Annotated in this window: 16 protein-coding genes; 7 read left to right on the top strand and 9 right to left on the bottom strand. The window is 41.5% G+C overall.

The features are described 5' to 3' along the window. Positions 1 to 2: 2 nt before the first annotated feature. The 3 genes from E3D81_RS10620 to E3D81_RS10610 all read right to left on the bottom strand — a co-directional run bounded on the left by E3D81_RS10620 (position 3) and on the right by E3D81_RS10610 (position 5,735). The gene (locus tag E3D81_RS10620) at positions 3 to 3,221 is read right to left on the bottom strand and encodes a SusC/RagA family TonB-linked outer membrane protein (RefSeq protein WP_134777353.1); all 3,219 of its coding nucleotides are present in this window, start codon (positions 3,219 to 3,221) and stop codon (positions 3 to 5) included. Between the two features lie 241 nt (positions 3,222 to 3,462). Beyond that, positions 3,463 to 4,515: a dipeptide epimerase gene (locus E3D81_RS10615; protein WP_134777352.1), complete on the bottom strand. Its 1,053-nt coding sequence runs from the start codon at positions 4,513 to 4,515 to the stop codon at positions 3,463 to 3,465. 5 nt (positions 4,516 to 4,520) lie between these two features. After that, on the bottom strand, positions 4,521 to 5,735 hold the full coding sequence (locus tag E3D81_RS10610; protein WP_134777351.1) for a C40 family peptidase: 1,215 nt from the start codon (positions 5,733 to 5,735) through the stop codon (positions 4,521 to 4,523). A 63-nt stretch (positions 5,736 to 5,798) separates the two neighbouring features. On the opposite strand from E3D81_RS10610, the gene E3D81_RS10605 reads away from it, so the two are divergent. Further along, positions 5,799 to 6,842 (top strand): N(4)-(beta-N-acetylglucosaminyl)-L-asparaginase, encoded by a 1,044-nt coding sequence (locus tag E3D81_RS10605; protein WP_134777350.1) that lies wholly within the window; start codon positions 5,799 to 5,801, stop codon positions 6,840 to 6,842. A gap of 40 nt (positions 6,843 to 6,882) precedes the next feature. Continuing rightward, entirely contained in the window at positions 6,883 to 7,398 is a 516-nt protein-coding gene (gene msrA / locus E3D81_RS10600) for a peptide-methionine (S)-S-oxide reductase MsrA (RefSeq protein WP_134777349.1), read from the top strand. A gap of 18 nt (positions 7,399 to 7,416) precedes the next feature. On the opposite strand, the gene E3D81_RS10595 is transcribed toward msrA, so the two are convergent. Genes E3D81_RS10595 through E3D81_RS10580 form a run of 4 tightly spaced genes read right to left on the bottom strand, consistent with a single transcriptional unit; the run spans position 7,417 to position 12,051 of the window. Beyond that, on the bottom strand, positions 7,417 to 8,922 hold the full coding sequence (locus E3D81_RS10595) for a M14 family zinc carboxypeptidase (protein WP_134777348.1): 1,506 nt from the start codon (positions 8,920 to 8,922) through the stop codon (positions 7,417 to 7,419). Between the two features lies 1 nt (position 8,923). Beyond that, positions 8,924 to 9,970, bottom strand: coding sequence for an LD-carboxypeptidase (locus tag E3D81_RS10590; protein ID WP_134777347.1), 1,047 nt, complete (start codon positions 9,968 to 9,970; stop codon positions 8,924 to 8,926). A 2-nt stretch (positions 9,971 to 9,972) separates the two neighbouring features. Further along, on the bottom strand, positions 9,973 to 11,307 hold the full coding sequence (locus E3D81_RS10585) for a dihydroorotase (RefSeq protein WP_134777346.1): 1,335 nt from the start codon (positions 11,305 to 11,307) through the stop codon (positions 9,973 to 9,975). Positions 11,308 to 11,358: 51 nt separating this feature from the next. Next, complete coding sequence (locus E3D81_RS10580) at positions 11,359 to 12,051, bottom strand: ATP-binding cassette domain-containing protein (protein WP_134777345.1); 693 nt, start codon at positions 12,049 to 12,051, stop codon at positions 11,359 to 11,361. A 344-nt stretch (positions 12,052 to 12,395) separates the two neighbouring features. On the opposite strand from E3D81_RS10580, the gene E3D81_RS10575 reads away from it, so the two are divergent. The 3 genes from E3D81_RS10575 (at position 12,396) to E3D81_RS10565 (ending at position 14,896) form a co-directional block, all read left to right on the top strand. Next, positions 12,396 to 13,013, top strand: coding sequence for a Crp/Fnr family transcriptional regulator (locus E3D81_RS10575; RefSeq protein WP_134777344.1), 618 nt, complete (start codon positions 12,396 to 12,398; stop codon positions 13,011 to 13,013). A gap of 83 nt (positions 13,014 to 13,096) precedes the next feature. Further along, positions 13,097 to 13,324 (top strand): DUF2892 domain-containing protein, encoded by a 228-nt coding sequence (locus tag E3D81_RS10570; RefSeq protein WP_134777343.1) that lies wholly within the window; start codon positions 13,097 to 13,099, stop codon positions 13,322 to 13,324. Between the two features lie 54 nt (positions 13,325 to 13,378). After that, the gene (locus tag E3D81_RS10565; protein ID WP_134777342.1) at positions 13,379 to 14,896 is read left to right on the top strand and encodes a sulfatase family protein; all 1,518 of its coding nucleotides are present in this window, start codon (positions 13,379 to 13,381) and stop codon (positions 14,894 to 14,896) included. Between the two features lie 9 nt (positions 14,897 to 14,905). Here the strand turns inward: E3D81_RS10565 and E3D81_RS10560 are convergent, their stop codons facing one another. Further along, a complete protein-coding gene (locus E3D81_RS10560) occupies positions 14,906 to 17,617 on the bottom strand; it encodes a GH116 family glycosyl hydrolase (protein ID WP_134777341.1) in 2,712 nt (903 codons plus the stop codon). A gap of 183 nt (positions 17,618 to 17,800) precedes the next feature. Between E3D81_RS10560 and E3D81_RS17395 the strand changes: the two genes are divergently transcribed. Together E3D81_RS17395 and E3D81_RS10550 are read left to right on the top strand one after the other, a co-directional pair. Continuing rightward, a complete protein-coding gene (locus E3D81_RS17395) occupies positions 17,801 to 19,219 on the top strand; it encodes a hypothetical protein (protein ID WP_209023053.1) in 1,419 nt (472 codons plus the stop codon). 232 nt (positions 19,220 to 19,451) lie between these two features. Next, a complete protein-coding gene (locus E3D81_RS10550) occupies positions 19,452 to 20,060 on the top strand; it encodes an outer membrane beta-barrel protein (protein ID WP_134777340.1) in 609 nt (202 codons plus the stop codon). Between the two features lie 9 nt (positions 20,061 to 20,069). Here the strand turns inward: E3D81_RS10550 and E3D81_RS10545 are convergent, their stop codons facing one another. Further along, positions 20,070 to 20,774, bottom strand: a complete 705-nt coding sequence (locus tag E3D81_RS10545) for an SMUG2 DNA glycosylase family protein (RefSeq protein WP_134777339.1) — start codon at positions 20,772 to 20,774, stop codon at positions 20,070 to 20,072. Between the last annotated feature and the right edge of the window lie 9 nt (positions 20,775 to 20,783).

The following is a 20,783-nucleotide window of genomic DNA, read 5'->3' as shown; positions in this document are numbered from 1 at the left end:
GGTTAAAATTTAACACTTAAATTAAATCCATAGGAACGAACGGTCTGCAATTCTCCCTTTTCGATCCAGCTGATCGAAGCACTTCCAGCAGATAATTCTGAAGGATCAAGTCCTTTTGGTGCTTTTTGCCAAATCATCCAAGGATTCCTTGCAATAACGGCTACTCGGATAGATTTGAATGGAGAGCTTCCTAATTGATTCTGGTTAAAGGTATAGCCTAAACTTACCTCTCTCAGTTTGATGTACGAAGCATCGTACAACCATTCTTCGTAGATACGGGTACCAATGTTGTTTCTAAAATAAGTTCTTGCATCTACAAATGCATTCACTTCTTGACCAGTAGCTTCTGAAATACCATTTATTTCATAACCTCCACCATCTGCCAATGGATCACGAACATTCTTGCCATTGCTGTTCATCGCAGCAGTTTCCTCCGCCTGACCAGATTTAACGGCCAACATTTTCGACCAGCTGAAGAATTGACCTCCTGCTTGGAAATCAATCATGGCATTAAGGTCCACATTCTTATACCGGAAGGAATTGATGAATCCTCCTGTAAAATCAGGCAGAACGGATCCGAAGTCCTTGTTCATCTGCTGAATAGGCATATTGCTATTGTCCAATAGAATTTTTCCGGTTGCTTCATCCGTTTTATAGCCCGGTCCTACCAAAGATCCGAATGCCATTCCTTTATTGGCATACAAATACACCGTTTGGCTCGAATAGGTATTGGAACCCAACTCGTAGGAATCAATTCCAGGGATCAGTTCATGGATTTTGCTGTTGTTTTTAGCACCGTTCAAGGTGGTTGTCCACGTGAAATTCTCCGTTTGAACAGGCGTTGCATTAATCGACACCTCAATACCGTTATTTTCGATATCTCCGGCATTGACTGTTGCACGAGAGAAACCAGTTCCTGAAGAAGTGGAAAGACTGATCACCTGATCCTTATTACGTTGTTGGTAATAAGTCACATCCAATCCTAAGCGGTTCTGGAAGAACTTCAAATCGGCACCAATTTCATAAGAATGTGCGAAAGAAGGCTTCAGGTTTGGATTGTTCAAGATATCAGGAATAGAAAGTGTATTAATGGTAGAATTTGAAGTCGCATACACACTTCCGATATTGTAATTGGTCAAGATATCGAATGGATCCACATCCGCACCTGCTACCGCATAAGAAGCTCTCAACTTACCAAAACTCAAAGCAGAAGGTCCGATCAGGTTACTGAACACAAAGGCACCAGATACCGAAGGGTACCAATAGGAATTATTGTCTTTAGGCAAGGTGGATGAAATATCCCGACGGATGGAGGCATCCAAGAAATAGGTGTCCTTGTAACCAATAGAAGCCATGGTATAGAAAGAACGTATCTGTTTTTTCAATTTATAAGATTCATTCAATGGTCTATCAATCGAACCCTCGATATTAAAGAAGGCTGGAGAACTCAATCCACCCTGTGTTTTTTGGGTTAGGTAGTCATAATTCCGTTGATAGATATTACCACCCATATTGGCATTCAATGAAAAATCATCCCATACCTTATCATAGGTTGCCAAGAACTCATAGTTCGTTTCATCATTTTGGAATTTCCCTACCGAATATCCTGTATTGGATAAGAAAGATCCTGCTCCGGATTCCGAACGTCCACCGATCGATAGTTTACGACTGGTGTTTTGGGTAAATAAATCCTTGCGCACGAAAGCCGATAGTTTCAATTCCGGCAATACCTTATAGGTTAATCCCGCATCACCAAAAACACGATCACGGTTATCATTGTTCAGGTTTTCATAAGCATCAAAGAAAGGGTTGTTCCAATCCGATGGCGTATTATTGATCATCAATTCCTGCGTGGTATTCGGATTCACGTTCCAGTTCATGATCGTACCATCGGCATAGCGATAGTTTCTCAATCTATTAATATCGATATTACGTTGGAACCATTGTGTTGCACCTGTAAAAGAACCTTGGTAACCCATTACCGGACGTTGACCATTGTTGTTTGCATAATTGATGTTCGCAGAAGCCGTCAGGTTATCGGTTAGATCCAAAGAACCGTTCAAAGCAAAGTTATTACGCTTCAACCAGGTATTCGGGTAAGTTCCTTTGATGTAGGTATTGTTGTACGAGAAACGAACCGCGGAATTCTCTGCACCTCCAGCGATCGTAATACCATTATTGGTATTCATTCCTGTCTGGAAGAAATCCTTGATATTATTTGGTTGTGGGGAGAAAGGTGTTGCCTTTCCATAATCTTCATCCTGTTTATAGAAACTATAATACATCCTTACAGGCGTACCATCCATCTTTGGACCCCAGGATTCATCATTTCCGTTCACATAAAATTCGCCGGAGGCCAATTTCAGGAAGGTCTGGTTATTACCCACCCCATAAATATTCTGCAATGGCATAAAATTCCCGACCTGTTCAAAAGATGTAGCGGAGTTAACATCGACAGATATGGATTTCGGACCCTTTTTACCTTTTTTAGTGGTGATCATAATGACCCCATACTGACCTCTCAAACCGTATAAGGCTGAGGCTGTAGGGCCTTTCAGCACGTTGATGGATTCAATATCCTCAGGATTGATATCCTGTCCCACGTTTCCAAGATCTACACCATTACCGGTACTGCTACTGAAATTGGCATTGGAAATAGGTGTTCCATCGATTACCATTAAGGGTTGGCCACCACCAGTTACGGAGTTGATACCCCTGATCTTGATCTTTTGGGTACCACCTAAACTCGCTCCCGAAGAACCGGTCACTTGTGCCCCAGCTACTTTTCCTGCCAAAGATCCAAGGACATTGGTTTCTTTTGTAAAAGTCAAATCATCCCCATCGATCTTCTGGGTCGAATATCCAAGTGATTTTTCGCTTCTTTGGATGCCTAGGGCGGTTACTACGACCTCATCGATCGCTCCCTCCTCCTGATCCAATTGAACTTGGATGCTCGTCCGGCCATTTACGGCGACTTCCTTGGGTGCATATCCTACCGCCGTGATCCGAAGAACAGCATTATTAGGAGCATTGATCGAAAATAATCCGCTTTCATTGCTGGCAGTACCCTGTTGGGTACCTTTTATAAATACCGAGGCTCCTTCTATGGGCTCTCCTTTCGTATTTGTAATCTTTCCAGCTATAGATTGTTGTTGTGCGGCCAACATTTGCATAGAGCAAACGGATGCTACCGCAAGTGAAATAATTGAAGGTAGTTTCATCTTTAGCTTGATTGGTTATTAAGACAAAACTAAGATAGCTGAATGATGTCAAATCTGATAGGAAATTTGCAAAAAAATGCAATTTAGATTGATTATTTGTTAGTATTTGGGAAATAAAAAAGAAAAATAGCCAAATAATGTTGCATAAAATTGCAATTTTATTGCTCATAAAATAAAAAAACAATCAATTTTTTAGGTTGATTGTTTTTTTAATAGCTCTGCTAAGAAATTAATAGCAATATTATTTCAATTTTATACCAATTCCGGGGCGATCCGGTAAAATACATTTCCCATTCTCCACACGCATGCCATCATAAAGATCATTATCAATCAAAAGTGCTCCGTCCAAATCCGCCCAATCCACTAAAGGCGCTAATTGAGCGGCCGCAGAAATGGCACAGGAAGTCTCCGTCATACAGCCTAACATCACTTTCATGTTTAATGCCCTGGCCAATTCGGTCATTTGTTTGGCCTCTCGCATACCGGTACACTTCATCAATTTGATGTTGATACCTGTATAGACACCTTGCAATCCTGGTACATCAACCAGGCGTTGGCAACCTTCATCTGCAATAGTGGGTATTGGTGAATGCTCAGTGAGCCAAGCATTCTCATCAATCATTTCCTTTGGCATCGGCTGTTCCAGAAAGACCACATTGCGTTCCTTTAACCAATGGGCCATTTCCAAAGCTTCTTCCTTATTTTTCCATCCCTGATTCACATCTGCACATAAAGGCACATCCGTCACGGAACGAATGGTTTCTATAATCATTTTATCGGTATCCAATCCTAATTTCACTTTTAGGATCTTGAACTGTTCCGCTTCCTGCACTTTCTTTCTGATCATGTCTTCCGTGTCGATACCGATGGTATAGGAAGTTGCAGGGATCAGTTCCGGATTCAGACCCCAGATCTTATAAAAAGGCTGGTTCATCAATTTCCCTAAAAGATCATGCAAGGCGATATCCAGCGCCGCTTTTGCAGCAGTGTTTTTCGCTTCTAAGGCATCTACCGTATGCAGGATTTCCTCCGTTTGGAAAGGGGAATCGAAAGAGGAAAGATCGATCTTGCTTAAAAATGCCATCACACTTTCCTGCGATTCGCCCAAATAAGGAGGCATACTTGCTTCGCCATATCCTACTACCCCTTCATACTCCAGCTCCGTTAATACCACAGGTGTGGTCGAACGGCTGAAAGAGGCAACGGTAAAAACATGTCTTAAGGTTAGGGTATATGGTTTGAACCTCAGGGTAAATTTCCCCATTTTTTTACTTACCCATTCTTGTTGATCCATCTCTATTATGGTTTATAATATGCGTTGTTCTGAACTTTTTGGATTTGGGCATCCTCCGCCCCGATATACCTGCGCGCTGCTACAACGGTCCTGGTCTGGAAATCATCATAATTACTAGCGTTCTTCAACATGGAATTGATTCGCACGGTACCAGCAGCATGAATAAATTCACCATTTCCGATATACAATGCCACATGGGTTACCCGAGCATTCGGGTTACTGTTTTTGCCGGAAGCAAAGAACAATAGATCTGCAGGTTTCAGGTTCTTTAAAGCCTTTTCCGCATCAAAATGCCCGTCTTTATCCAATATATCAATTTTATCGCCGGCCAATACCTGTTGGGAAGCATCCCTCGGAATCACATAACCATTCATGTAATAGGCTGTTTTGGTGAAACCCGAACAGTCTACCCCTTTTACCGAAGTACCACCCCATAGGTAGGGTAATCCCATCATGGTCTTTGCACTAGACAGCACATTCTCCGAAGTCAATTGGCGGGTGGCTAGCCATTGGTCAAAACTTAAGGCTTCGCTTTTAGGGATAAAAGCAATCCGTTTATCGGGATAACGCACTTGATAAAAATCACCAGATTCTGCTGTTAGGGCAAGAATATCTCCATATACTAAATCCGATACGCGAATACTCGCCGGATCAGCTTTCGAATAGGATTTTCCAAATTCCTGCGTATAGATTACTTTTTTACTGTTTTTCCATTCTGCGATTTCCTTGGCATTCATCGGCACCAACGAAGAAGCAGGGATATAGGAAATATAGCCTTCCGGAGTTCTGACACGGAATTCCCCTCGGTCCTTCTGTAGAATATCCACCTGGGTACCCAACAATGCTTGGGTTGCCATTTCAGAGGCATTGCCCGGTTGGGTCCTTAAATTGGCAACAGAAAGGTTGATCACCCCATATATTTTCTCCCCAATAGAAGTATCCGGCAGGGATTTGATGGATATTTTACCTGGTAATCCTTTTATCTTGGACTGTAGGAAGGTATTTGCTTCCTTCTCAGTAGATTCGATCACATAGGTATTCTTCTTTGCATCCGCTTGTACCAATGCAACAATTTTAGTACGTTTATCTGGCGCATATTTTTGCTTAGCTTCCAAGACCAGCCCCTCCACTTTTTTATACAGCGTGGAATCTGTCTGGGCATGGGCTAATTGATTTATTCCGAGAATAAAACAAAATAATGCGGTAAATTTAAAGTTCATGTTCACTGTTTATGAGTCCTAAATAGGTAAATATGCAATTCTATTACTAATATTGCAAATACTATGCATTCACGAAGAAAATTTATCAAACAAAGTATTGTCGGGGCGGCGAGCCTTTCGGCAGTAGCTACCGCCATCTCTTGCGATAATAATAGCAATGCAGCCAAAGGCCAAGGAAAAAAACCGATTGTTATTTCTACGTGGGATTTCGGCGTTGCAGCCAATAAAGCAGCTTGGGAGGTATTAGGAAATAATGGTCGTGCATTGGATGCCGTGGAGCAAGGGGTTAAAGTAGCCGAAGCAGACCTGGAAAATCAAACCGTAGGTAAAGGCGGATTCCCTGATCGGGATGGCCATGTGACCTTGGATGCCTGCATCATGGATGAACTAGGCAATTGTGGTTCTGTGGCAGCTTTGGAAAACATTGCCCATCCTATTTCCGTTGCCCGCTTGGTGATGGAAAGAACACCACATGTGATGCTCGTTGGCCAAGGCGCTAAACAATTTGCTTTGGAAAATGGATTTCAAGAAGAAAACCTGTTGACCGAAGCTTCTGAAAAGGCATGGAAAGAATGGTTGAAGGAAAAGAACTATAAGCCGGTAATGAATATTGAGAACAAAGCTTTTGCGACTGAAAAACTACCTGGAAATAAATACAACCACGATACCATCGGTATGTTGGCCTTAGATGCGAATGGGAATCTATCCGGTGCCTGTACCACCAGCGGCATGGCCTTCAAAATGCATGGAAGAGTTGGCGACAGCCCCATCATTGGCGCAGGATTATATGTAGACAATGAAATCGGGGGTGCAACTTCAACCGGTGTTGGAGAGGAAGTCATCCGTACAGTGGGAAGTTTTCTGGTGGTAGAATTAATGCGTCAAGGCTATTCTCCCGAAGATGCCTGCAAAGAAGCCGTGATGCGGATCGTGAAAAAGAAACCCGATATCGCCAAGGATATCCAAGTTGGGTTCCTTGCTTTAAATAAAAACGGAGAATACGGTTCTTATGCTTTGCAGGATGGATTCACCTTTGCCGTATGCGATAATGAGAAACAAGACCTCATCGAAAAAGGAAAGTACCATTACAATCCGAAGAAAAGCTAAAAAGAATTCTTCGTAAATTTGTATAAACAAACAACAAGATATGATTGCAACATTCGGTGGAGGTTGCTTCTGGTGTACAGAGGTCATCTTCCAACATACAAAAGGTGTAAAGGAAGTCCTTCCAGGTTATATGGGCGGACAACGTGAGAACCCAACCTACGAACAGGTATGTTCAGGCGCTACGGGGCATGTAGAGGTCATTCAGATCGATTTTGATGAAAGCCAAGTTTCCTTTCAGGATCTATTGGAAGTTTTCTTTAAAACCCACGATCCTACTACTTTAAATAGGCAAGGAGCGGATGTGGGAACCCAATATCGATCGGTGGTATTCTACCATGACGACAAACAGAAGCAGGAAGCAGAAGCGTTTATCCAAGCATTGGAAGAGGCTAAGGTTTATGATAGTCCAATCGTAACAGCAGTAGAACCAGCAGTAACCTTTTGGGAAGCCGAAGATTATCACCATGATTACTTCAACCAGAATCCCCAAAACCAATTCTGTCAAGTAGTCATTACTCCCAAACTACAGAAATTCCTAAAGTTATATCAGCAATAACGATAAAAAAACAGAGTCCTATTGGACTCTGTTTTTTAATGCTGGCAATTCTGCCAAAGGTTTTGATAGATCTATCAAATAACCGTTCAATATCGCATATTTAAGGTTTCCAGCTGAATCACCGATGTAGAAATTGGCTGTTCCCCCTAAATCTATAAAGCTAGTTGTCGCAAAATTAGGCTTATTATAGATATGTATAGGCAAATTATGCAGACTTCCCACTTGAGAAGGTGTCAGCCCCTTAACTTGGATCCCCATATAACCCTTTTTCAACAGATCATAAGCCATTTCTTTGCTGATGTTCTTCAAGGAATCCACCGGTGTTGCTGCTAATTTACCAACCACCAATTTCATTCCTTTAGCCTCTACTTCATCATATCCATAAGACTCTGGAAGATCACCGATATCCTCTACCCTACCTCGGATAAAATAATCTCTTCCAACCGTAGTTTCACCACGACGGATGGCAATATCGCTCACCAAAGAAATAGAATCTGATCCAAATTCCAATCCTCGAATCATCACATCGTGCATCTGGCTGGCATTGAATGGAATATCCTCATACCCTTTAGCATCATATTGGCCATAACTACCTTCGGCAATTTCCAATAGAGCGTTCAGGATAATGATAAAATTCAATTTACGGATCTGTTGTTTTTCCGGGTCTCCTTTTAATCCACCCGATTCGATCAATACCGTGCTGGCATCCCAAGATTGGAAATTATCCCCAAATCCACGTGGTGTATAGGTATCATCGTATTTCGCCACCGCATCAGGAATGTACTGTTGCAAAATGGTATTCATCCCGACAATGATCTGCATGGCTCCCTTTCGGATATCGTTGATATCCCTTTCCTGATTAAATGCCGGTGCCAATAAAGAAATGGTCACTGGATTCTTTGTATCGGGCACATTGTAATAAATATTCTGATCATGAAGGTTGAAACCGTACCTCGGATTAACCGCCTTGGCACGCGCTTTTAATAAAGCTCCTTCTACCGTTTGACCTGCTCGGGCATCCCGATTAAGGTCTATGCTCTGCGCATTCCTACGCATAAAACGTTCTGCTCCATCCGGATTGAGCATCGGAATAAAATGAAGCTCCAAATTGGATTGGAGTATATTTCTGATGGAATCAAAACCATCGTTCTTTCCGGAAAGAAAATTAAAGATATCAAACAAGGCCATCGTAGCAGTAGGCTCATCACCATGCATTTGTGACCATAGCATCACCTTTTTATCGCCTTTACCATAGCTTAGCTCATAAATCGCTCGTCCTTCCACAGATTTCCCAATTTGAGAAACTGCAAACAGTGAATTTCCTTGATGAACTTTAACCAAAGAATCAATATCCTGATGTTTGAAACGTCGATGGAAAAGCGCTTTTTCCTTATATTTAGCATGCATCTCATTCCATTGACTGCTGTCGATCTGAAGCCCCTTTCCTGAAGAGGAATTCGAAGAAAATGGATTGCCGCATGTCGTTGCAGCGAGTAAACCGATGGAAACAAGAAATAACTTCATACTATACTAACGCTTTTTCAAGAAACTCTATTGTGCCTTTACTGGCATCGATCCTTGCTTTCACCCCTACCGGCAATAAGAACTGATCAGAAACATGACCAATCACTGCTCCGGAATAGGAAGGAATGTTCAAAGGTTTGATATAGTCCCGTAAGATCTGATCTAGGTTCAACGATCCATAACCAGCAGATGGGCTACAATCAGTACATTTCCCAAAAACAAAACCTTTGATCTGGGATAATATCCCTGCATTCATCAGTTGGCAGAACATCCTATCCACTTTTTCTGGAGATTCGTTGATCTCTTCCAAAAAGAGGATACTATCCTTAAAATCCGGAAGATAAGGAGAACCACAAAGACCCGAAATCAAGGTGAGGTTTCCGCCCAAGAACTTCCCTTCTACAACACCTGGATTAATGGTTGTAATCCTATCTTTATACTGGACCACATTATCTCCTTTTTTATCCGGATTACTATAGGTTACCAGTTTGTTTTCCATTAACTGTTCAGTAAAGCCCTTAGCTACATAATTACTCCATGTACTGGTTCCTACCGGGCCATGGAAAGTAACCAAACCAATTTTTGCTTGAAAAGCCATGATCAAGGCCGTGATATCACTATAACCGATCAATGCCTTCGGGTTTTTGGCAATCATATCGTAATCGATCTTATGCAGCAGCCTGGATGCTCCAGCACCTCCACGGATACAAAGAATACCTGCTACCTCTTTATCACGAAACATCGCATGCAAATCTTCCAACCGCTGCGCATCTGTTCCGGCCAGATTACCATAACGTTCGCGGATATATTTTCCTTCCTTCACCTTGAAACCAAAATAAGCCATAACATCCTTACAGATGGTAATGGACTCTTCATCCGGCAATGCAGAGGCAGGGGTTATCAGGCCAATGGTATCACCGGCTTTAAGCACCTTTCCTTTTAATAAATTCTTCAATTGTGCGGCTGTGGCCATGGCTTCCGAATTCCCGAAAAATGGCACACTTGCCAAACCAAGTCCAATGGCTTTTATAAATGAACGTTTATCCATAATTAACGATTAAAGAGTAAGCGATGTCCAGAACCTACTTCTACAATCTTCCCTGCCGTATAGGCAAGATTTCCTGACACCAGGGTATGCTCAATGGTAGAAGAGAACGTGTGGTTTTCAAAAGGTGACCAACCACACTTCGATAAAATATTGTTTTTGTTCACCGTATAAGGTTTGTTCAGATCGACCAATACCAGATCCGCCCAATAGCCTTCACGAATAAACCCGCGTTGTTCAATCTGAAAAAGCGTAGCCGTATTATGCGCAGTCTTTTGAACCAATTGTTCCAAGGTCATTTTTCCTTGTTTTACCAAGTCCAAAAGTGCCTGTAGCGCATGTTGCACCAAAGGTCCACCAGATGGTGCTTGAAGATAAGGTTGTTCCTTTTCTTCGATGGTATGTGGCGCATGGTCGGTTGCAATCACATCAATATGGCCATCCAGAACAGCTTTCAGGATAGCATCTCTATCGTTGGCTGTTTTTACGGCTGGGTTCCATTTGATGTAATTTCCTTTGGTCTTGTAATCTTCATCCGAAAACCAAAGATGGTGGATACAGGCTTCAGCCGTAATCCTTTTCTGTTCCAAAGGAATATCATTTTGGAACAAGGCTGTTTCCCTGGCCGTTGAAATATGCAGAATATGTAAACGGGTATTGTTCCTTTTGGCAAGTTCCACCGCTTTGGAAGAAGATAGGTAGCAAGCCTCCGCCGATCGGATCAAGGGATGCATCTCTATGCTTACCTGCTCGCCATATTTTTCCTTATAGGTAGCCAGATTGGCCTGAATAGTTGCTTCATCCTCGCAATGGGTAGCGATCAAGGTGGGTGCTTGGCTAAAAATAGCTTCTAATGATCTTTCATTATCTACCAACATATTACCGGTTGATGAACCCATAAAAATCTTGATACCACAAACGTCCCTCGGGTTGGTTTTTAAAACCTCATCCAGGTTATCATTTGCTGCCCCCATGAAAAAGGAATAATTGGCTAAGGAGCTATCTTGGGCAATATCGTATTTATCTTGGAGCAGTTTCTGCGTCAAGGTATTAGGCACCGTATTGGGCATTTCCATAAATGAAGTGGTACCTCCGGCTACCGCAGCCCTGCTTTCGCTGTAGATATTGGCTTTATGGGTCAGCCCAGGTTCACGAAAGTGAACCTGATCATCGATCAGCCCAGGAAAAAGATGTAATCCTTCCGCATTGATTTCCTGATCTGCTTTCAGATCCAAGGTACTCCCGATTTTCGCAATCCTTCCATCTTTGATATAAATATCCAGCGCGCGTTGCTCCCCTTCATTTACCACCAAAGCATGTTTGATTAATATAGTAGACATGTAATTTTTTTTTATAACAAATATAGAAAATATGCCTCCTTTACATAGGCTTTATTCAGATTTCCCGTCAAATGTTCCGTCAGGCACATAGAACATCTCTAAATCCTCTTTCTTTTCGATCCTACGGCATCCCCCATTTTCCAACAACATCAATTGATTGCTGATGTCCAACACATTCATATAATCGTGATCCGAGATCAGGATTCCTTTTCGACGGCTGGAATCCACGATGTGTTCCTGAATCTTTTCCTTCAGGAAAGGAGAAAGACCTGTAAAGGGCTCATCGAGTAGTATAAAAGTGGCCGGTTGATGGAGTAAGAGCAGGATCTCTAAATACCTCAACTCGCCTCCCGAAATCTCAGCAATTTTATTTTTAAGGATAGGTTTTAACACTTCGTTCTCATATAATCCCTCTCGAAAAGTTTCATCGCTTATCATAAAGTCGATCATATGCTTCACCAAGGAAGATGTAGGCAGAAAGCTATCCTGTGGCAGGTAGCATACCTCTTTCGTTTCAAAAGCCCGATTCACTTTCTTCCCATTGATTCGTATATAGGCGTAATGGGCGCGGACAATACCAAATACAATTTTCATCAGGGTTGATTTCCCTGTTCCATTTCTGCCAAGCAATCCGATAATATCGCCTACCTTCAACCTTAGATAACCACCGGTCAACAGCGTACGCATGCTGGAATAACTGAATTCCACCGAATCTACATGAAGTTCTTTTTCATTTCCGGACATAGTACAAGATTAAAGCAATGAACAAGCCTGTTATAAAGTTCCAGAGGAAGGATAGCATAAGTAATCTTCTTCTGGAGTAACCGAGGTTATAATAGACGAGGTTTCCTGATTTATCAAAGAAGAGCACAAAAGCACAAATGGGTATAAAAGTCAGCAAAGAAAAGGCCGCCAGATAAAAGCCTGGACCAAGTTTGATATAAAACAAAGATGCAAGTAAGTTGAATATTAAAATCGGCCTAAAAAAACGCCAGATATATTTGTTCATAATTGGCATAACTAAAGCTACGAATAATTATGGTTATATTTAGTAAAACACAATTTATAGATCACACTACATAAGAAACATGATAGCAGACGTATTCGATTTTCTGACGGAAGCTGGGCTTCGGGAAGAATTGGAAGAGAAAGGGGTTCATCTGAAGATGCCAGTTGGTAAAATAGTGGTAGAGCCCAACAAGTATATCAAGGTCATTCCCCTGGTAATCAAAGGAACAGTCAAGGTGATCAGACAAACAGAGAATGGCAATGAGCTGTTCATCTATTATATACAAGCCGGAGAATCCTGTGCCGTTTCCCTTTCTACCACACTGATGGATAAATTGTCCAACATCAAGGCTATTGTAGAAGAAGATGTGGAATTAATTGCTGTTACATCCTCATTATCCAGAGAATGGTTTGAAAAATATGCCAGTTGGCGAATGTTCGTTTTAAAGACGATGGACCACCGTTATGATGAAATCATCAATGCGTTGGATAATGTAGCCTTCAAGAAGATTGAAGAAAGACTGCTCGAACATTTGAAATCCAAGGCGGAGATTATGCAAACGACCACCTTGATTTTGACTCATCAAGAAATCGCGATGGAATTATCCACTTCAAGGGAAGTGGTCTCCAGGCTGTTAAAGGCTTTTGAACAACGCGGCTTAATCAGACTTTCCCGCAATAAGATTGACATCCTGTAATTTTAACCAGCTCTGTGATAAATGTCACTTACTTAGCCGAATTTGTGTTGCAACTTTGTAGTATCACACAAAAATACAGTGCTATGAAAAAGAACATGGGAACCGCGGATAAAATCATCCGCATATCAATCGCATTCATTATTGCCATATTATATTATCTGGACATCATTTCAGGAACACTAGCTATCATATTACTACTTATTGCGGGGATTTTTATCCTGACCAGCGCAGTAGGCGTATGCCCGATCTACAGTTTATTCGGCATTTCAACGAGGAAAAACAAAGAAATCAAGGGAAGCCAGGAATTCTAATTTTCTTTAATAAGGTAATTAATGCTATCTTAGAGCTAACCTATTACCAAAGAAATGAATTCATTTATCGCTAAGATTTCCATGATGATTTGTACCATCATCTGTTTCCATACGGTTCATGCGCAAAAGAATAAAGCAAAACCCAATGTCATCCTGATTTATGCGGATGATCTTGGATATGGGGATGTGAGCGCCTATGGTGCCACTAAAATTCAAACGCCTAATTTGGATGCCTTGGCAAAATCTGGAACACGGTTTACCAATGCCCACAGTACTTCAGCTACCTGTACCCCATCCCGTTTTGCCCTCATGACCGGTAATTATCCATGGCGCCAAAAAGGAACCGGTGTTTTGCCCGGAGATGCCAAACTGATCGTTCCGACGGACAAGGCAAGTTTGCCAAAGGTCTTTAAACAAGCTGGATACCAAACGGCGGTGGTTGGAAAATGGCATTTAGGTTTAGGCAATCAAGTGGAAAAGAACTGGAATGAGGATATCAAACCTGGACCTAATGAGGTCGGATTTGATTATTCCTTTATCTTCCCCGCGACCGCGGATCGCGTGCCTACGGTCTTCATGGAAAACCATCGGGTGGTTGGATTGGACCCTAAAGATCCCATCCGCGTCAATTACCAGGAAAAAATTGGAAACGAACCAACAGGTAAAGAAAATCCCGAGTTGTTAAAGATGAAGGCATCTCCCAACCATGGGCATAATAACACCATTGTAAACGGCATTGGAAGGATCGGTTTTATGGAAGGCGGAACAAAAGCCCGTTGGGTGGATGAAGAAGTCTCGACCACCTTTCTCCAGGTCGCACAGGATTTCATCAAAAAGAATAAGCAACAACCTTTCTTCTTGTTCTTTTCCCTTACGGAACCGCATGTACCTCGGATGCCAGCCACTTTCTTTAAAGGGAAAAGTGAACTTGGATACCGTGGAGATGCCATTTTGCAATTGGATTGGACAGTTGGCCAGATCATGGAACAATTGGAACTGCTGGGCCTGAGGGATAATACCATAATTGTGTTTTCTAGCGACAACGGCCCGGTAATCGACGATGGATATGAAGATGAATCTGTAGAGAAGAGTCATGGGCATCAAGCTGCCGGACCTTTCCGAGGCGGAAAATACAGCAACTTTGAAGGTGGAACACGAGTTCCGTTTATTGTGGCGGGAAAAGGCATCAAAAAGAATCATGTATCCGACGCCTTGTACAGTCAGATCGATCTGATTGCCTCGTTTGCAGAAATGTTGGGTCAGGACAAACCACAGGATGCAAAAGATAGTGAGATGCTTTTTTCTACTTTACAGGGAAAGGATAAAAATGGCCGTTCTATCTATGTTCAGCATGCGCAATCATTGGCGATCGTAAAGGATAATTGGAAATATATAGTGCCTAATAATGGCCGGGCCATCAATAAACAAACGAATACCGAATTAGGGAATTCGCAAGTTTCCCAATTGTATAATTTGGCTGAGGATCAAGGGGAAAGGGTTAACCTTGCAGAAAAATATCCGGAGAAAGTAAAAGAACTTCAGGACTTATTGGAAAAAGAAAAGAACAAATAGCTATTCCCTTCAGGAATAGCTAATGATCAATCTATCTCCTTTTCTAAGGATTATTTCTTCGGCAAACTCCATTGTTTTCTTATTGTCGGAGCCCCCTTGTTTGGATGTCTCCAATGGGTGTCCATTCAATGAGACCGTTAAGGATCTATTTTGGTGGGATGCAAAGCCATCCCCCAAACTCAACCTTTTAAGGGTTAAAGTTCCATAACGCATGAATATATCGGCCATTGGCCCCTCTTTCAGGTTTAGTCGTTGGGAAAATGTTCCCCAACCTTCTGCCGCAGTAAATGCTGCCCTAAATTCTTCCGGGTTAATTTTTGGATCAAATCCTAAGCTTTTTTGTGGACCATGATACGTAAATCCGCAGGCATTGATGAAACTGCCATAGCTCGCCATCGCGCGGGCATAATGGTCACTACATTCGATTTCATTGAAAGGATTTCGCTTTGAACCATGATATCGATCGTGGATTTTTCTGGTCAGGATCAACCCTTCATCCAGCATCCCTTCGGCTATCATATGAGCGGCTACTTGATGTTCAAAGCCACTCATGCACTCATGGAAATAACCAAGTTGCCAGGTCACATTTTCGCCATATGGCTTATCCTCATTTTTAGGATTGGTATTCATGACCATGCCCCCATCTCCTGCCAACGCGTATGGCCTCCCATTTAAATGCGTTTTGATATAGGGACCAACATCATTGGTAAAATTATATTTCCATAAAGCTTGTAGGGCAGATAAGGTTTTCTTTTTATCATTGATGCGTGGCAGGTTCAATTGATGCGTCCATGCCTGTCCGTAAACCTGATCGATATGGCAGGTATTATAAGATCCCAATTTCTTCCGGCCAAAGTCCTTGTTAGGTCTATGAATATAATATTCTCCATTGAACAATTCTTCATCCATATGCTTGGAACCTTTTAGAACATAGGTTTCACAGGTTTTTTGGAATTCAGTATCAGCAACTTCTTCCGCCATTTTTGCTCCTGCCTGTACGGCTGCCAAACATAAACCTACTATCCAGGCAATCTCTCCTTCCCATACAGCATCCAATGTATTTTCCATGGGCGTGTCGGTCATCCCATCCCCATTTTTATCCTGATCCAAAACAAATTGGATGGCCTTTTTCAAATTACTCCAGTTCCGTTTTAAAAAAGCATCATCCTTACTCATCTGATGATCCCTATAAAACCTTAAAATAACGCCTGCCTGTCCGTCGATTGCCGGTCGGGATTCATATTCTGCCCGAAAGATGATAGCTCCGGTATCGGGTTTAAAACCGACACCTAAATCTGTTGTTTCCCGGAGATTCCGCTCCAGTTCAGGAAATATCCGACCCATAGATTGGCCATATTGCCAAACATGGGTGCAAGTTCCGGCACAAGCTCCGATACCTTCCCAGCCCCAGAACCGTCCTGTAGCAAAACGCATGGTATTTGCGGTTGCCAAGGTTCCTATGTTGAGGAATGTCCTGTCCAAAAACCAGTATGGCAAGCTGCTGTCGTTCCAGGTATCTACCCAATCCAGCGTCTCGGTAGTAAGCTTGGTTTTATTTTCCAGGTAATAAGCTAATACTGCGGCAGCATCCATAAATTTTGTTCCATACCAATAGCCATCCTTTGCATCCTTAATTTTTGCCTTTAATTTTGGATGTGGATGGTTAAAATGCCAAGCAATTGCGAAACGAGCAGCAATCGATTTCTTAGGAGCCAACTTCTTGGAGATTTGAATCGCACCGATCTGTGATTCTTGGAAATCCACGGCTTTAATATTTTCATCATTCGCCTTCCTATTGAATAAATCCTTCAGCTTATAATTCACATGGTATATGGCATTAGCATCTTCACAGGTGATCCCCATAGTCCCATGGTCACCCGCAAGCTGGAATTCTTCAGGCACATCCTTGCATGAAAATTGGATTAACTTACCTCCATCTTTCGTTTCATGGAGTTGAGCTACCTTCTTTACCTGTCCAAAATCGGTTCTCCCATGATGTACCCCATTTTCCAAATAACCAATCACTTGGATATCAAGGCATTTATTGGTCTTATTCACAACATCGATATGAAAACAGGATAAGGGCAGAGAGGAATTTTCTGCATCTAATGGAATGTATGGCGTAAATGCAATGAGGGTAATATCCACCGGAAAATCCTGACTCGTATAGGTAATCTTACAGGATGGATAGGTAGGTTCAAAAATTACTTCATCCCACAATGCTGCATCCAAATCTTTAAGCTGTATTTTCTTCCCATCCAATACCTGTATTTGGAAACCTTGTGTAAACTTCTGAAGATCTTTGGCAATTGGCGGTTCAACATAGGCTGCCCCATCCCTTGGCCTTACCTTAACCATTTCTTTCCCATTGTGCCATTGAATGACTTTGTTCTCCACCCCTTCATTCATACCATCGTAAGAATCATTGAATACTTGCCATAGCCATAGTTTCCCATCGCCCCCAATATATACGGTACCTGTATGCAAACCGCCAATGGGCATGCCTATGTATTTCAGTTCATCCTTCGATTTTCGATAAGCAATCTTATCGCCTTTTAGGTACAAGGATTTTATCCATGCTGGATTAATCCCTTTGTTTTCTGGAATGTTATGGATTGGGTTTTCCCAAGCAAACACACTCTTTCCCCATACCGGAAATTGAGTTAGTAAGGTTGCAAAGCCCAGGAGGCTGGAATTTTTTAAAAAATGGCGTCTATTCATGTTTAAATTGGAATTCCCTTGCGTATTTGCTTATACCTTAGGGATCTGTTTATAGTTGATTTTACAATCTTACTTAATTTAGCGATAATTAAGCTATAAATGAATCAGTATGAACAATTTGTTACAATACGGAACGTTTATTGTTAGGATTAGGATGATTAATGGCGACCATGAAATTAACTTATGAAAACACGTACCGCGTTACTGCTTTTTCTGCTTCCATTGCTTTTCTTTGCGAGCTGTAATCAAACTTCAAAATCCCAAAACCAAGTTCAAAAAAGTAAAAATGAGATCTGGGAAGTACGGGAAAAGAATTATTCCTTAGACATTGAATTTATTGATTCCATTCAATTTTATGTGGAGAAATCCAAGACAAAACCTGCAGATTCCATCCAAAAGATCACGGATTTTGCCACGGCAAAAAAGATGTTGGCAGGGGTTGTGGAATTCCGTGAACATCAGGAATATAAAGGCTTAAGGCGGATTTTATTCCGAAACGGAGGTATCTATAATAGCCCATACGATGAAGAGGGTTTTGTGGCCTATTATCCTTCGGAAGATATTATTCTGTTTGAGGGTGGTCATTCTTCGGATGTAAGTTTTGATCTTAAGGACGGTAGAGAAACGGAAATTGCAGGTAATCCCGATTTGATGTATAATTCACCTCAGAAAACCGTTCGATTAAATGGTTATTATCCTGGACAGGAATGTGACACGTATTATATCCAAAAAAAGATTAAAGGAAGGTTTGAAAATATCATTCCCTTATCGGAAGTTTTTGAAAAAAGGGAAAAGACTTTCTTATGCCATATCCCCGAAGCCTTCTGGCAAGACGAAGAGGTACTTTACATGAAGGAAGTCATGTATTGGGAGGAAAATAAACATGTAACCAAATATTATAAAATAACCCTTATCAATACCAATTTTGAGCCGGTGAAAGAGGCTGTTTGGAGATCTAAAAATCCGTTTGATTTTATTCCAGAGGGATATAAACTATTTAAGGACGAATATCCGGCGGAGGGACAGGAAGATGGGCTGATCAAAGGGGATTTGAATAAGGATGGATTGGAAGATGTGATCATGCTGATCAAGGGAACTGATACGAGTATGGTGGTTAAGAATACGCATGGGAAAATGGTGGACAGAAATAGAAGGGGGATCATTATTCTGTTCAATAAAAAGGATCATTATGAGTTGGGATTGAAAAATTACACCTGTTTTACCTCTGAAAATGAGGAAGGCGGTGTATATTTTCCACCTGACTTAGGAATTATGGTGGAGCGAGGAAATCTGAAGATTCATTATGCACATGGTAGATATGGGCATTGGGCCTATACGTTTACTTATAGGAATCGGGATTTTGAAATGATTGGATACGATGAGAGTTCGAATCATGGGCCTGTTGTTTTAAGCGAAACAAGTATAAACTTTCTGACCAAAAAGAAACTGACAAGGAAGAATATTAACCAATTGGAGGATGATGGTGGTGAGGAGGTTTTTGAAGATACCTGGGAGGATATAAGTGTGGAGGAATTAACAAGGTTATCGGAGATTAGGAATTTTGAAGAGTTTGATGTTTCAGAAGCTTATAGTAAGCCATAAAGGGTGTCATCCTGAGCAAACTTAATGTCATCCTGAGCAAACTTAATGTCATCCTGAGCGTAGTCGAAGGATCTGTACGGTTGCTTACGAACAGATGCTTCGACGATGCTCAGCATGACATGGTGCTCAGCATGACATGGTCCTGCCTTTATCAAATTTCTCAATACCCATCACCGAATATCTCAACTTATCCCTATCTTAGTGTTGAAAACCAAAATTATTAACACAACCAATGAAAAGAATCTTTCTAAGTATCGCCCTATTGCTTTCTATAGGAGCTTATGCACAGGCCCAAAGTGGCTTTGGAATAAGAGGAGGTTTAAACCTAGCCCAAGAATTTTCAAGGACAGATGATATGACCGCCATCACTAAGATTGCACCGCATTATCATTTAACAGCCTACTATGATGCCCAGATAAAACCTACATTTTCCATACAGCCCGGATTATCCTTAGAAAGAAAAGGGGGAGCCTATGAAGATGGCGGCAGAAAATACACAGATAAATTTCTTTACCTCCAATTACCTGTCAATTTTTTAGGTAGAATCCCTACCCGAAAAGGCGACTTTTTTATTGGCGGTGGATTTTATCTAGCATACGGAATAAGTGCAAAATTATCCTCTGGAGGAGTTTCCGTAGATTTAGAGATGGGAGAACAAGAGAACCAGATTAAGCCATTCGATGCTGGTTTGGGAACCCTGGCTGGCTTTAGACTGAATAATGGATTGGTCTTCCACCTAGCCTCCGCGGCAGGATTTGTAAATATGTCAAATCAATCACAATCAAAATTTTTTAACAGAACAAGTTCTATAGGTATTGGATATGAATTTAATAAGAGATAAAAAGTCTGATTAAAAATTGTTTTTCAATCCTGCTAAGGTTATCAAATATTTATCGATATATAGGTCTTTGTCTTTGGATTTATATTGCTGGACATATCGGGGATGTTCAAGAGCCATCATTTTTTTGAAAAGCTGTTCTTCCCTATTGATGATTTCCAGGAATTTTAAATTTTTCTTACCAAGGACAAAGACTTCTGAAGTATCCAGGCCAAGTTCGATATGTCTTTTCAAGGAGGTAATCATAAAAGGTTTCACATCTTGAAATAAAGCCATATCATCATAATAATTGGCATTGGTCCATTGTCTGTTCTTTCCCTGGCGGATGATCGCCAAAGGAAAGGGGGAATTGACATAAAATTGGGAATAGAATCGTTCGGGCCCTCCAAACGCCCTAACCATATCATAGAAAAAAACGGATGACACTTCGTGGGTATGGGCAGATTGCATTTCAATTCCGCACTCGGTTTTCAAGCGTTTAGTATCGGTAAATGGAACGCCCGTAACCCCAGCACCATGCCGACTAGGGTTAATGCCTATTATAAATTTTCGCTTATTGTTGTCGTTATAGTATTTATGGTAGAATTGTGCCATCATTTCCAATGTTTCCGGATTATCAAGAAATGGATTCATTACCCTGAAATTTGGGGGTAAATTCCCTTGATAATGCAGGCTTTTGTTAAAGCTGATGATTTTATCTGCTAAGGTAGTTGACATTCAATCAGG

The organism is Sphingobacterium sp. CZ-2 (assembly GCF_004526235.1).
Taxonomy (GTDB): Bacteria; Bacteroidota; Bacteroidia; order Sphingobacteriales; family Sphingobacteriaceae; genus Sphingobacterium; species Sphingobacterium tenebrionis.
This window is presented reverse-complemented; position numbering and strand designations above follow the sequence as displayed.

What these genes read in the sequence shown, in the direction of transcription:
- E3D81_RS10620 (WP_134777353.1), bottom strand. Translation starts at nt 3,221, where the DNA reads ATGAAACTACCTTCAATTATTTCACTTGCGGTAGCATCCGTTTGCTCT.
- E3D81_RS10615 (WP_134777352.1), bottom strand. Translation starts at nt 4,515, where the DNA reads ATGGATCAACAAGAATGGGTAAGTAAAAAAATGGGGAAATTTACCCTG.
- E3D81_RS10610 (WP_134777351.1), bottom strand. Translation starts at nt 5,735, where the DNA reads ATGAACTTTAAATTTACCGCATTATTTTGTTTTATTCTCGGAATAAAT.
- E3D81_RS10605 (WP_134777350.1), top strand. Translation starts at nt 5,799, where the DNA reads ATGCATTCACGAAGAAAATTTATCAAACAAAGTATTGTCGGGGCGGCG.
- msrA (WP_134777349.1), top strand. Translation starts at nt 6,883, where the DNA reads ATGATTGCAACATTCGGTGGAGGTTGCTTCTGGTGTACAGAGGTCATC.
- E3D81_RS10595 (WP_134777348.1), bottom strand. Translation starts at nt 8,922, where the DNA reads ATGAAGTTATTTCTTGTTTCCATCGGTTTACTCGCTGCAACGACATGC.
- E3D81_RS10590 (WP_134777347.1), bottom strand. Translation starts at nt 9,970, where the DNA reads ATGGATAAACGTTCATTTATAAAAGCCATTGGACTTGGTTTGGCAAGT.
- E3D81_RS10585 (WP_134777346.1), bottom strand. Translation starts at nt 11,307, where the DNA reads ATGTCTACTATATTAATCAAACATGCTTTGGTGGTAAATGAAGGGGAG.
- E3D81_RS10580 (WP_134777345.1), bottom strand. Translation starts at nt 12,051, where the DNA reads ATGTCCGGAAATGAAAAAGAACTTCATGTAGATTCGGTGGAATTCAGT.
- E3D81_RS10575 (WP_134777344.1), top strand. Translation starts at nt 12,396, where the DNA reads ATGATAGCAGACGTATTCGATTTTCTGACGGAAGCTGGGCTTCGGGAA.
- E3D81_RS10570 (WP_134777343.1), top strand. Translation starts at nt 13,097, where the DNA reads ATGAAAAAGAACATGGGAACCGCGGATAAAATCATCCGCATATCAATC.
- E3D81_RS10565 (WP_134777342.1), top strand. Translation starts at nt 13,379, where the DNA reads ATGAATTCATTTATCGCTAAGATTTCCATGATGATTTGTACCATCATC.
- E3D81_RS10560 (WP_134777341.1), bottom strand. Translation starts at nt 17,617, where the DNA reads ATGAATAGACGCCATTTTTTAAAAAATTCCAGCCTCCTGGGCTTTGCA.
- E3D81_RS17395 (WP_209023053.1), top strand. Translation starts at nt 17,801, where the DNA reads ATGAAAACACGTACCGCGTTACTGCTTTTTCTGCTTCCATTGCTTTTC.
- E3D81_RS10550 (WP_134777340.1), top strand. Translation starts at nt 19,452, where the DNA reads ATGAAAAGAATCTTTCTAAGTATCGCCCTATTGCTTTCTATAGGAGCT.
- E3D81_RS10545 (WP_134777339.1), bottom strand. Translation starts at nt 20,774, where the DNA reads ATGTCAACTACCTTAGCAGATAAAATCATCAGCTTTAACAAAAGCCTG.